Annotated in this window: 8 protein-coding genes; 1 reads left to right on the top strand and 7 read right to left on the bottom strand. The window is 69.7% G+C overall.

Annotation, left to right across the window (positions count from 1 at the left end; genetic code table 11):
* Positions 1 to 329 precede the first annotated feature (329 nt).
* From ACJ73U_RS19520 to ACJ73U_RS19490, 7 genes are all read right to left on the bottom strand, one after another.
* On the bottom strand, positions 330 to 1,298 hold the full coding sequence (locus ACJ73U_RS19520) for an ArsR/SmtB family transcription factor (protein WP_407779087.1): 969 nt from the start codon (positions 1,296 to 1,298) through the stop codon (positions 330 to 332).
* A 44-nt stretch (positions 1,299 to 1,342) separates the two neighbouring features.
* On the bottom strand, positions 1,343 to 2,341 hold the full coding sequence (locus tag ACJ73U_RS19515) for a LacI family DNA-binding transcriptional regulator (protein ID WP_407779086.1): 999 nt from the start codon (positions 2,339 to 2,341) through the stop codon (positions 1,343 to 1,345).
* The gene (locus ACJ73U_RS19510; protein WP_407779085.1) at positions 2,338 to 3,729 is read right to left on the bottom strand and encodes a GH1 family beta-glucosidase; all 1,392 of its coding nucleotides are present in this window, start codon (positions 3,727 to 3,729) and stop codon (positions 2,338 to 2,340) included. Before ACJ73U_RS19510 ends, ACJ73U_RS19515 begins: the two co-directional genes overlap by 4 nt.
* Positions 3,726 to 4,559, bottom strand: coding sequence for a carbohydrate ABC transporter permease (locus ACJ73U_RS19505; RefSeq protein WP_407779084.1), 834 nt, complete (start codon positions 4,557 to 4,559; stop codon positions 3,726 to 3,728). Before ACJ73U_RS19505 ends, ACJ73U_RS19510 begins: the two co-directional genes overlap by 4 nt.
* A gap of 1 nt (position 4,560) precedes the next feature.
* Positions 4,561 to 5,553 carry a carbohydrate ABC transporter permease gene (locus tag ACJ73U_RS19500; protein WP_407779083.1) on the bottom strand — a complete coding sequence of 331 codons (993 nt, stop codon included), beginning with the start codon at positions 5,551 to 5,553 and terminating at the stop codon, positions 4,561 to 4,563.
* Complete coding sequence (locus ACJ73U_RS19495) at positions 5,550 to 6,821, bottom strand: ABC transporter substrate-binding protein (protein WP_407779082.1); 1,272 nt, start codon at positions 6,819 to 6,821, stop codon at positions 5,550 to 5,552. Before ACJ73U_RS19495 ends, ACJ73U_RS19500 begins: the two co-directional genes overlap by 4 nt.
* A 368-nt stretch (positions 6,822 to 7,189) precedes the next feature.
* Positions 7,190 to 8,569 carry a carbohydrate-binding protein gene (locus ACJ73U_RS19490; protein WP_407779081.1) on the bottom strand — a complete coding sequence of 460 codons (1,380 nt, stop codon included), beginning with the start codon at positions 8,567 to 8,569 and terminating at the stop codon, positions 7,190 to 7,192.
* Positions 8,570 to 8,938: 369 nt separating this feature from the next.
* Here ACJ73U_RS19490 and ACJ73U_RS19485 point away from each other — a divergent pair.
* Positions 8,939 to 11,938, top strand: a 3,000-nt coding sequence (locus tag ACJ73U_RS19485) for a glutamate synthase central domain-containing protein (protein WP_407779080.1), incomplete at its 3' end; no start/stop codon positions are given.

Raw genomic sequence — 11,938 nt, 5'->3', positions numbered from 1 at the left:
GCCTCGCCTGTGCCGGCGCGAGCTAACTGCCTGCCTGTGCCGGCACGGATCGCCTCGCCTGTGCCGGCGCGAGCCAACTGCCTACCTGCGGTGGCGCGGACCGCCCGCCTGTGCCGGCGCGAGCCAACCGCCCGCCTGTGCCGGCACGGACCGCCCCGCCCGCGCCGACGCGTAAGAACCGCCCGCGACGGCAATGGCGATGGGAGTTCCCGCTGCGCTCCGGTACGCCGCCCACGTGGAGAGCCACTTTGGCCATCGGGCTTGGGTCCGCCGCTCGACCTGCCCGCCAGCGCGTGGCACGAGGTCGTCGGCTATCCGGTCGTCGCGGCTCACCGCGCAGGGGCAGGGCCTTCCAGCAGTGCGACGCCCAGTGGGGTGAGCGTGTGCTGGACCGCCTTGCCGTGGCGGGTCGTCTCGACCAGGCCCGCCTCGCGGAGGACCTGGGTGTGGCGGCTCACCGACGCCGGTGACGTGCCCACGCGGCGGGCCAGCTCGGTGGTCGTCGTGCCGGTGTCGATCGCGGTCAGGATGGTGGCGCGGGTGGCGCCCAGGAGGGCGGTGAGCGGCTGGCCCGCGCTCGCGTGCCAGTGCGCCTGCGGGGTGATCGGGTAGACGAGCGTCGGCGGGAGGTCGGCGTCGGCGAGGGCGACCGGGGTGTGGCGGCAGAAGAACGACGGCACCAGCAGCAGGCCCCGGCCGCGGAGGTGCAGGTCGCGGGTGATGCGGTACGGCATCTCCAGTACCGGCGGGCGCCAGCGCATGAGCGGGGCCATTCCCCGCAGGAGCGTCTCACCGGTCTGTGACTCGCGGGTCGCGTGTTCGGCCGCGATCCGCCGGGTGATCACGGATCCGTACGGGGCGATCGCGATGTCGTGGTAGGAGCGGAGGGTGCTGGCCAGGGTGGCCAGTGCCCGGCTCTCGGTCAGGGAGCGCGTCCACGGTGGCAGGGGCCACCACGCGGCCAGCCTGTCCAGCTCGTGCTTGAGGCGGTGCTTCGGGGTGCCCGTGATCGCGCTGAGGGCGGGGTCGAGGCCGAGGTGGCCTTCCGGCGGGGTGAGGAAGTCCGGGAAGTACGGGCCTCGCGGTGTCAGGGTCGCCAGCACGCGGATGCCGGGGGTCAGGCTCCGCTGGTCGGCTCTGACCCGGGTGAGCCAGGAGCTGAGGAAGGCCGGCGGGTTCTCCTCCTCCAGGCGCAGCCGGCTGAAGACCACTTCCCACAGGGGGTTCGGCGCCGGCGCGACGAGCGTGCGGGCCAGGTCGGTGGAGGTGAAGTGGATGCGGAGTGTGCCTTCCCCCATGAGCGGCAGTATTACAGGTCCTGCCGCGGTCCGAGCGCCGCGTCTCAGGCGGACTCGCGTTCCACCAGTTCCGTCGGCAGGACCACCGGGTCCGAGACCGGGTCGCCGCCTATCTGGGTCAGGAGTATCTCCGTCATCGTGCGGGCCTGGTCCACTATCGGTTGGTGGACGGTCGTCAGCGGCGGTTCCGTGTGCCGGGCCAGCTCGATGTCGTCGAAGCCCACCACCGACACGTCCGTCGGCACCGTGCGGCCCGCGTCCCGCAGCACCCGGATCGCGCCCGCCGCCATCATGTCGTTCGCCGCGAAGACCGCGTCCACGTCGGGGTAGCGGGTCAGCAGCTCCGTCATCGCCTGCTGGCCGGACTCGCGGCTGAAGTCGCCGTAGGCCACCCTGTCCGCCTTACGGCCGGCGGCCGTCAGCGCCTGGCGGTAGCCCGTCAGGCGGTCGATCGCGGCGGTCATGTCCTGCGGGCCGGCGATCGTCGCCACCCGCCTGCGGCCGGCGGAGAGCAGCCGTTCCGCCGCCAGCTGGGCGCCGCCCTCGTTGTCACAGTCCACATAGGACAGGCCCAGCAGCGGGCGCGCCGGGCGACCGCCCACCACCGTGGGAATGCCCGCCTCCAGCAGCAGGCGGGGGAGCGGGTCGTCGTCGTGCATGGACGCCAGCAGGACGCCGTCCACGTGGCCACTCCGGACGTAGTCCGCCAGCTGGGCGTGTTCCTCGGTGTTCTGGGCGTTCACCAGGACCAGCTGCACGCCCGTGCCGATCAGGGTCTGGCTCGTCGCGATGATGATGTTGCCGAGGTACGGGTCGTTCAGCACCGTGGCGTCCGGTTCGCGCATCACCAGCGCGATCGAGTCCGTGCGGCGCATCGCCAGGCTGCGCGCGGCGCGGTTGGGCACGTACCCCAGTGTCGCGACCGCCGCCTCGACCGCCGTCTTGACCTCGGCCGACACCCTCGGTGAACCGTTGATCACCCTGGAGACGGTCGCGCGGGAGACGCCTGCCTCGGCGGCGACCGTGTCCAGTGTCGGCTTCATTCCAACCCGTTCCGTCGAATCACCTGTCGATACCAGTGTGCGCTGTCCTTCCACACCCGCGCCTGCGTGGCATAGTCCACGTGGACTATGCCGAACCGCTTCGAGTAGCCGTACGCCCACTCGAAGTTGTCCAGCAGTGACCACACGAAGTATCCCCGAAGATCCACGCCCGCGGTGATGGCCTCGTGCACGACCTCGAGATGATCCCGCAGATAGGCGATCCGGTCGTCGTCCCGGACCCCGTCGACACCCAGCTCGTCGTCGAACGCGGCCCCGTTCTCCGTGATCATCAGCGGGACCGGGCGGTACTGGTCGTGCACGCGGTGCACCACGTTGCGCAGGCCCTGGGCGTCGATGGCCCAGCCCATCGCGGTCGTCCGGGCGTTCGGGGGCTGGACGAAACGGACGTTCTCACACGCCGGCCACGGTGACGGGCCGTCGTGGGCGGCGCCGACGTCCACCAGCGTGGGGGAGTAGTAGTTGATGCCCAGCAGGTCGATCGGCGTCGAGATCACCGCCAGGTCGTCGGGCAGCACGAACGACCAGTCGGTCAGCCGGCGCGTGTCCTGCTGGACGTCGACCGGGTAGTGGCCGACGAACAGCGGGTCCAGGAACAGCCGGTTGGCCAGGCCGTCGACGCGGCGCACGGCGTTCGTCGCGGCCGACGACGTGGCCGCGGGGAGCACCGCGGCCAGGTTCAGCGTGATCGAGACCTGCGCGTCGCCGGGCAGCACCGCGCGCAGTGCCTGTGTGGCCAGTCCGTGGGCCAGCAGCAGGTGGTGGGCGGCGCGCAGCGCCAGCTCCGGGTCCGTGCGACCGGGCGCGTGCTCACCTGAGGCGTACCCGAGGAAGGCGGCGCACCACGGCTCGTTCAGCGTGGTCCACAGCGGGATCCGGTCGCCGAGCCGGGCCCCGACCAGCTCGGCGTACTCCGCGAACCGGACTGTGGTCTCCCGCGCTCCCCAGCCGCCCGAGTCCTCCAGCTCCTGCGGCAGGTCCCAGTGGTAGAGGGTGAGCATCGGCGTGACGCCGCGTGCCAGCAGCTCGTCCACCAGGCGTTCGTAGTGGTCGAGCCCCGCCGTGTTCGCGGGACCCTTGCCACCGGGCTGGATGCGTGGCCAGGACACCGAGAACCGGTACGCCGGCAGGCCGAGGTCGGCCATCAACGCGACGTCGTCGCGGAACCGCCGGTAGTGGTCGGCCGCCACGTCGCCCGTGTCGCCGTTCGTGATCCTGCCGGGTGTGTGCGCGAAGGTGTCCCAGATGGACGGTCCGCGCCCGTCCGCGCCCGGTGAACCCTCGATCTGGTAAGCCGCCGTCGCGGCACCCCACACGAACCCGTCGGGGAACCTCAGTGGCTGATGGTCCACGTCGCGAGCTCCGTTCATCCCTTCACCGCCCCCTGCATGATTCCTCCGATGATCTGCCGGCCCAGCAACAGGAACACGATCAGCATGGGGAACGTCGCGATCACCGTGCCGGCCAGCACGAGCGAGTAGTCGACCTCGATGCCGCTCGCCGTGTTGGCGATCGCCACCTGCACGGTCGGGTTCTGCGTGTTGAGCAGGATCAGCGGCCAGAACAGGTCGTTCCAGTACGTGATGAACGTCAGCAGCCCCAGCACCGCCGCGCCGGGCCTGGCGATGGGCAGCACGACGTTCCAGTAGATCCGCAACGTCGAGGCGCCGTCGACCCGGCCCGCCTCGAGCAGCTCCGTCGGCATGGCCGAGGACAGGTACTGGCGCATGAAGAACACGCCGAACGCGCTCACCAGCGCCGGCACGATCACGCCGCGCAGGTCGTTCGCCCAGCCGAACCACTGCGTCACCATGATGTACAGCGGGATGATCGCGAGCTGCGTCGGCACCAGCATCGTCGCGACCACGGCGGTGAACAACCCGTTGCGGCCGCGGAAGGTCAGCTTGGCGAACGCGAAACCGGCGAGCGTGGACGTGAACACGACCGCCACCGTGATGATCCCGGCCACGATCACCGAGTTCGTCAGCGCCAGCCCGAAGTTGCCCTGTTCCCACGCCGCGGACAGGTTGTCCCACAGCGTTCCGCCGGGCACCAGCGGCGGGGGATAGCTGCCGATCGCGGACTGGTCCCGCGAGGAGACCACGACCGACCAGTACAGCGGGAAGATCGAGAACACGATGATCGCGAGCAGGATCGCGTAGGTGCCCCAGCGGCCCTGGTCGGGTGTACGTCGTGCCATGTCAGTCGTCCGCCGATCGGATCCGGCGCACCAGCAGGAAGTTCACGAGCGCGATCACCACCGTGATGATGAAGAGCGTCCAGGCGATCGCGGCCCCGTAGCCGTACCGGCCGTTGGTCCAGAACTGCTGGTACAGGTAGAGGACCACGGTCTGGAACTGCCGTTCCGAGCCGCCGTTGTTGTTCCTGGTCGTGTCGAACAGGAACGGCTCGGCGAACAGCTGCAGCGCGCCGATCGTCGACACGATGACCGTGAAGATGATCGTCGGCCGCAGGCTGGGAATGGTGATGTGCCAGAACTGCTGCCACCGGCCGGCGCCGTCGATGGACGCGGACTCGTACAGCTCGTAGGGAATCGTCTGCATGGCCGCGAGGTAGATCAACGCGTTGTAGCCGGTCCAGTGCCAGGTCACCATCGCCGACACCGCGAGCCACGACGCCCACCTGTCGGCCCGCCAGTCGAGCGGGTTGTCCGTGAACGGCTGCAGGAACCAGTTCAGCAGGCCGTAGTCCCTGGCGAAGATCTGGTTGAAGATCAGCGCGACCGCGGCCACCGACGTGATGTACGGGACCAGCACGCCCATCCGCAGGAACAGCCGGCCGCGCAGCTTGTAGTTCAGCAGGTGCGCGATGCCCAGCGCCAGCAACAGCTGCGGCACCGTCGACACGATGCCGATGCCGAACGTGTTGATCAGCGCGTTGTGGAAGTTCTCGTCGGCGAGCAGCTTCCCGTAGTTGCCCAGCCCGACGGAGATGTCCTCGCTGCCCGGCCTGCGCGGGCTCCACGCGGTCGTGGAGATGACCGCGGTGTAGATCAGCGGGAACAGGCCGAACACCGCGAACAACCCGAAGAACGGCAGGATGTACAGGTACGGCGAGCCCTTGACGTCCCAGCGGTGGAGCCGGGAACGCCAGGCCTGCCCGCGGTTCGGTGGTGCCGCGGGACGCCGGCCAGGCTCGGCCGACGTCCCACGGTTGTCCAGTTGAGCCGTCACCCTTCACCCGCGGCGGCCTTGATGTCGGACATCGCCGAGTCCCAGGCCTTTCCGGGATCGGTGCCCTGCTCGACGCTGTTCAGCGCGCCCGCGAACGTGTTGCCGATGACGCCGCTCTGCGGGCCGACCACCTGCACCGGCGCGTGCTCCAGCGACGCCGGGTAGATCTTGCCGGCCGGCGCGTTCGAGAAGAACTCCGAGGTGTAGTCCGCGACCTCGGGCCGGCTCCAGGTCGACTCCTGGCTCGGGAAGTTGCCGATCGTCTTGAACAGCTTGACGTTCTGCGCCGGCGCGGTCAGCCACTTCGCCAGTTCCACGGCCGCGTCGATGTGCTTGCCCTGCGAGGGAACGGTGACGTACGAGCCACCCCAGTTGCCGGAGCCGCCGGGGATCTTCGCGATGTCCCACTTGCCCTTGGTCTCCGGCGCGTTGCCCTGGATGTAACCCATCATCCACGCCGGGCAGGTGACCGTCGCGAACTGGCCCTTCTGGAAGCCGGTGTTCCACTCGGTCGAGAACTCCGCGAGTCCCGCCGACTGGCCGGCCTTGATCGCCTTGGTCGTGAGGTCCCAGGCGTCCCTGACGGTCTTGTTCTTCTCGACGATCAGGTCGCCCTTGGCGTTGTAGTAGGTCTCCTTCTCGTTGCCGAGGATCCCGGTGAACACGTGCCCGCCGGCGTCGAACCACTTGACGCCGGGCACCTTGCCGACGAACCGGCTGCCGACGTCGACGTAGTCCTCCCACGTCGACCAGAGCGCCGATACCTCGTCGCGGTTGGTGGGCAGGCCGGCCTGGGCGAACAGGTCCGTGCGGTAGCACATGGCGAGGCCGCCGATGTCGGTCGGCAGGCCGATCAGCGTCCTGCCGTCCGGGCTGGACGCCCGCTGCACGGTGGACTCGGTCCACTGCGCGGTGTCGACGCCCTTGTCCTTGAAGTTGACGAACTTGTCGGTCTGTCCGATGAAGCCGGACACCTGGCCGACCTCGATCACCTCGAGGTCCGCCGCGCCGGAGCCGGCGGTCAGGCGTGCCTGCAAGTTCTGGTGGTGGGTGCCGAAGTCGCTCCTGTTCTCGACGATCTTGACGCCCTTGTGGGCCTTCTCGTACTCGTCGTAGAGGGAACGGTTGTCCTTCAACGAGAAGCTGTCGCCGAAGACGTTGATCGTCAGTGTGGTCACGCCGTCCTCGCCCGAGTCGCCGCTCGAGCCGCAGGCCGTGAGGATGAGGGCGGTCGCGGCGAGTGACGCCACGATCCCAGAGTTACGCATTGGGCCTCCTGGCCACTTCGCTGTGGTCGTACGTGAGAGCGCTCTCATGGATGGCGTGAAGAATTGCGGCTGCGGTGCACTGAGTCAAGCGCTCGTAACCAGAATGTTGTGGACGACAACAAAAGGGCCGGCCCCTCGCGCAGGGACGGGCGCGAAGGGCCGGCGAAAGGCGATCCGTAGCTCCACGTGGCCTGTTCGGGTTCGCCCCGGACCGCCGCTCAGGGCCCGCTCCGTGACTCCTCGTGCAGGGCCGCCGCCCGACCAAGTAGGTACCTCGGGGGAACGTGACGGCAGCCAGCCACCGTCCCCCTCGGCACCCGCGCCTTCGCCGGGAGGCGACCCCGCACAGAGAAGTTCGGGGAGGCGGGTTAGTGACCGAACGAGAACCAGTCGACGTTCACGAAGTCGGCGCCCTGGCCGCTGGTGAACGTCAGGTAGACGTCGTGCGTGCCGGTCACGCCGGAGATGTTGGCGGGGATGTTCCGCCAGCTCTCCCAGCCACCGGTGTTGGCAACGGCGAAGCTGCCGACCGGCGTGCTGGACGGACTGTCCAGGCGCACCTCGACCAGCCCGCTCACCCCGCCCGCCGCCCCGGAGGCCACCCTGGCGGTGAACTGCCGCGCCGCGCTCGAGCTGAAGTCGACGCCCGAGTAACGCGCCCAGTCACCGTTCGCGAGCCAGCCGAGGTACGACCCGCCCGCCGCGCTCGCCGCGCCGCCGACCTGCGTGCCGGACTGCGAGTCGAAGCTCTCCGCCTCGATCTGCCGGTAGGCCGTGCCGCCGTTGCCCGGCGGGGGCGTGGTGCCACCGCCGCCGCGCGTCCAGGCCGCCACGTAGTCCACGAGCATGGGCACGCCGGACGCGGTCGCCCCGGTCGGGGTCGTGGTGCCGGCGACGCCGTCCGGGAACGAGCCGCCCATGGCGACGTTCAGCAGGATGAAGTAGCCGTGCGAGGTCATCTGGTTCCACGTGTCGGCCGGCAGCTGGCTCTGGCTGACGCTGTGGAACTGCTGCCCGTCGACATACCAGCGCAGCTGGTTGGGCGAAACGCTCTGGTCCCACTCGAACCGGTAGGTGTGGAACGCCGACTGGCACGACGAGCCGGGGCACGCGCGCACGGCGCCGAGGCCGTTGAACTCGTTGCACGGCCCGCCCGGTGCGACGCCACAGTGGAGCGTGCCCCACACCTGGTTGATCCCGTTGACGTTCTCCATGACGTCGAGCTCGCCGACGCTCGGCCAGTTCTGGAAGTTGCCGCGGAAGGGCGACCCGAGCGCCCAGAACGCCGGCCAGTAGCCGAGTGCCGCGTTGCCGGTCACGTTCGGCATCTGGATGCGGCCCTCGATGCGCAGCACGCCGCCCGACGGCGGCGCGAAGTCGGTGCGCTGGGTCTCGATGCGGGCCGACGTCCAGTTGCCCGAGCCGTCCCGCAGGGGCGTGATCCGCAGGTTGCCGCCGCCGTCGAGGCTGATGTTCGACGTGCTGGTGGTGTAGTTCTGGATCTCGCCGGTGCCCCAGTTCCCGGCGCCGCCGGGATAGCTGTGGCCGGTGTCGAAGATCCAGTTCGACGAGGACGGCAGCGTGCCGGCGTTGCCGTTGAAGTCGTCGGCCCAGACCTGCGTCCAGCCCGAGTCGGGCGGGGGCACGGAGGCCTGCGCGGAGTAGGCGTAGGAGAGGGGAGCGAGGACCAGTGCGGCGGCCACGCCGGCGGCGAGCCTCCGTCTTCTGGCCATGCTGGTAGCGGGCATGGTGTGACCTCCTCGTCACGCTCGGGCAGGGGTACCGAGTGCCTGCACGAAGGCCGCAAATGATTGCGTCTGTCATGAAAGCGCTCTCACGGGCCGGCTGTCAACAGGAGGTGACGATTGGTCGTCCTTCCATTCGAGGATCCTTCGGTTACGCTGGGGCAGGCGAGGCTGCCGGCGTTACCGGGCCCTACCAGGGCGGGTGCGCCACATCGCGCGGATCATCCAAAACGTTACATCGATAGCGGAAATCCGCCTCTTGACGCATGGCTCCTGGGTTTCGGGACTGTTAAGCTCGCGTCAACACGCGGGCCACCGGCGTCCCGCGCCCAGCGAACAGTTGAGCGCGAGGACGACGAGGGAGGTCGACGCGTGATCTATTCCGCCATACCCACCGCACAGGGTCTTTACGATCCCAGCACCGAGCGTGACGCGTGTGGCGTAGCCATGGTCGCCGACATCAAGGGGCGCAGGTCACACGGCATCGTGACCGACGCACTGGTGGCGCTGGCCAACCTCGAGCACCGCGGCGCGGCGGGCGCCGAGCCGACGAGCGGCGACGGTGCCGGCATCCTGCTCCAGCTCCCCGACGAGCTGCTGCGCGCGGAGGTCGACTTCGACCTGCCCGTGCCCACACAGGACGGTTCGCACGCGTACGCGGCCGGCATGGCGTTCCTGCCCCAGGACATCGACCAGCGGGCCAGAGCCGTCCTGCTGGTCGAGCGCATCGCGAAAGAGGAAGGCCTGGAGGTCCTCGGCTGGCGCGAGGTGCCGGTCGCGCCCCGGGCGGCCGACGTGGGCCCCACCGCCCTCTCGGTCATGCCGCACTTCGCGATGCCGTTCGTCGCGGCGCCGGCGGACGCGGACGGCAACCGGGCGGCGGGTATCGAGCTGGACCGGATGGCCTTCTGCCTGCGCAAGCGCGCCGAGCACGAGAGCGTCGCCGCCGGCTGCGGGGTGTATTTCCCGTCACTGTCGGCCAGGACACTCGTGTACAAGGGCATGCTGACCACCGCGCAGCTGCCGGTGTTCTTCACCGACCTCACCGACCAGCGCCTGGAGAGCGCCATCGCGCTGGTGCACAGCCGGTTCTCCACGAACACCTTCCCGTCCTGGCCGCTCGCGCACCCGTTCCGGTTCGTGGCGCACAACGGCGAGATCAACACCATCCGCGGCAACCGCAACCGCATGCGGGCCCGCGAGGCGCTGCTGGCCAGTGACCTCATCCCGGGCGACCTCACGCGCCTGTACCCGATCTGCGACCCGGACGGCTCGGACTCCGCGTCCTTCGACGAGGTCCTCGAGCTGCTGCACCTCGGCGGTCGCAGCCTGCCGCACGCGGTGCTGATGATGATCCCGGAGGCGTGGGAGAACAACGCCAACATGGATCCGAAGCGGCGCGCCTTCTACAAGTTCCACTCCTCGCTGATGGAGCCGTGGGACGGCCCGGCGAGCGTCACGTTCTCCGACGGGACCCTGGTCGGCGCGGTGCTCGACCGCAACGGCCTGCGCCCCGCACGCTGGTGGCGCACCGCCGACGACCGCGTGGTGCTCGCGAGCGAGACCGGCGTGCTGGACGTGCCGCCGGACCAGGTCGTGGCCAAGGGCCGCCTGCAGCCGGGCCGCATGTTCCTCGTCGACACCGGGGCCGGCAAGATCGTCGACGACGACGAGATCAAGGCCGGGCTGGCGGTCGAGCGGCCGTACGAGGAGTGGCTGCACGCCGGTCTGCTCAAGATCGCCAACCTGCCCGACCGCGAGCACGTCGTCCAGACCAGTGAGTCCGTGCTGCGCCGCCAGCTCTCCTTCGGCTACACCGAGGAGGAGCTGAAGATCCTGCTCGCGCCGATGGCGCTGACCGGTGCCGAGCCGATCGGGTCGATGGGCACGGACACGCCACCCGCGGCGCTGTCGAAGCGGCCCCGGCTGCTCTACGACTACTTCAAGCAGAACTTCGCGCAGGTCACGAACCCGCCGCTGGACGCGATCCGCGAGGAGATCGTCACCTCGGTGCAGCGCATCATGGGCCCCGAGCAGAACCTGCTCGAGCCCGGTCCCGCGTCGTGCCGGCACATCATGCTGCCCTACCCCGTCATCGACAACGACGAGCTGGCCAAGCTCATCCACGTCAACGACGACGGCGACATGCCGGGCTACGCCTGCACGGTGATCCCCGGGCTGTACGAGGTGGACGGTGGTAGCGCGGCGCTCGCCGGCGCCATCGAGCGCGTGCGGCGCGAGGCGTCCGAGGCCATCGCGGCCGGCGCCCGGATCCTGGTCCTCTCCGACCGGGACGCCGACCACCGGATGGCGCCGATCCCGTCGCTGCTGCTGGTCTCGGCCGTGCACCACCACCTGGTGCGCACCAAGGAGCGCCTGCGGGTCGCGCTGGTCGTCGAGACCGGCGACGCGCGTGAGGTGCACCACGTGGCGCTGCTGCTGGGTTACGGCGCGGCGGCGGTCAACCCGTACCTGGCGTTCGAGACCATCGAGAACCAGATCCGGCGCGGCGCGCTGAGCGGCATGGACCCGCAGCGCGCGATCCGCAACTACGTGAACGCGCTGGTCAAGGGCGTCCTCAAGATCATGTCGAAGATGGGCATCTCGACCGTCGGCGCCTACACCGCGGCCCAGGTGTTCGAGGCGTTGGGGCTGGCGAACGACCTGCTGGACGAGTACTTCACCGGCACCAGCTCCAAGCTGAGCGGCGTGGGCCTCGACGTGATCGCCGAGGAGGTCGCGGCCCGTCACCACCAGGCGTACCCGGAGAACCCGACCGACCGGGTCCACCGGCGCCTCGAGGTGGGTGGCGAGTACGCCTACCGCCGCGAGGGCGAGCTGCACCTGTTCACGCCCGAGACCGTGTTCCTGTTGCAGCACGCGACGAGGACGCGCCGCGAGGACGTGTACCGGCGCTACGTCGAGGAGGTCGAGCGGCTCAACCGGGAGGGTGGCGCGCTGCGCGGGCTGTTCAAGCTCCGCGTGAAGGAGCGAGAGCCGGTCCCCCTGGACGAGGTCGAGCCGGTCGAGGCGATCCTGCGGCGGTTCAACACCGGCGCCATGTCCTACGGGTCGATCAGCGCGGAGGCACACGAAACCCTCGCCATCGCGATGAACCGCATCGGCGGGCGGTCCAACACCGGTGAGGGCGGCGAGGACACCGACCGGCTGTACGACCTCCAGCGGCGCTCGGCGATCAAGCAGATCGCGAGCGGCCGGTTCGGCGTCACCAGCGAGTACCTGGTGAACGCGACCGACTTGCAGATCAAGATGGCGCAGGGCGCGAAGCCGGGGGAGGGCGGCCAGCTGCCGCCGAACAAGGTGTGGCCGTGGATCGCGCGCACCCGGCACTCGACCGCGGGCGTCGGACTG

The organism is Actinophytocola sp. (assembly GCF_045807065.1).
Classification (GTDB): domain Bacteria; phylum Actinomycetota; class Actinomycetes; order Mycobacteriales; family Pseudonocardiaceae; genus Actinophytocola.
The sequence above is the reverse complement of the archived record's forward strand: the minus strand, read 5'-3'. Positions and strand labels throughout refer to the sequence as shown.

Coding starts and splice junctions, on each gene's coding strand:
- ACJ73U_RS19520 (WP_407779087.1), bottom strand. CDS start 1,298: ATGGGGGAAGGCACACTCCGCATCCACTTCACCTCCACCGACCTGGCC.
- ACJ73U_RS19515 (WP_407779086.1), bottom strand. CDS start 2,341: ATGAAGCCGACACTGGACACGGTCGCCGCCGAGGCAGGCGTCTCCCGC.
- ACJ73U_RS19510 (WP_407779085.1), bottom strand. CDS start 3,729: ATGAACGGAGCTCGCGACGTGGACCATCAGCCACTGAGGTTCCCCGAC.
- ACJ73U_RS19505 (WP_407779084.1), bottom strand. CDS start 4,559: ATGGCACGACGTACACCCGACCAGGGCCGCTGGGGCACCTACGCGATC.
- ACJ73U_RS19495 (WP_407779082.1), bottom strand. CDS start 6,821: ATGCGTAACTCTGGGATCGTGGCGTCACTCGCCGCGACCGCCCTCATC.
- ACJ73U_RS19490 (WP_407779081.1), bottom strand. CDS start 8,569: ATGCCCGCTACCAGCATGGCCAGAAGACGGAGGCTCGCCGCCGGCGTG.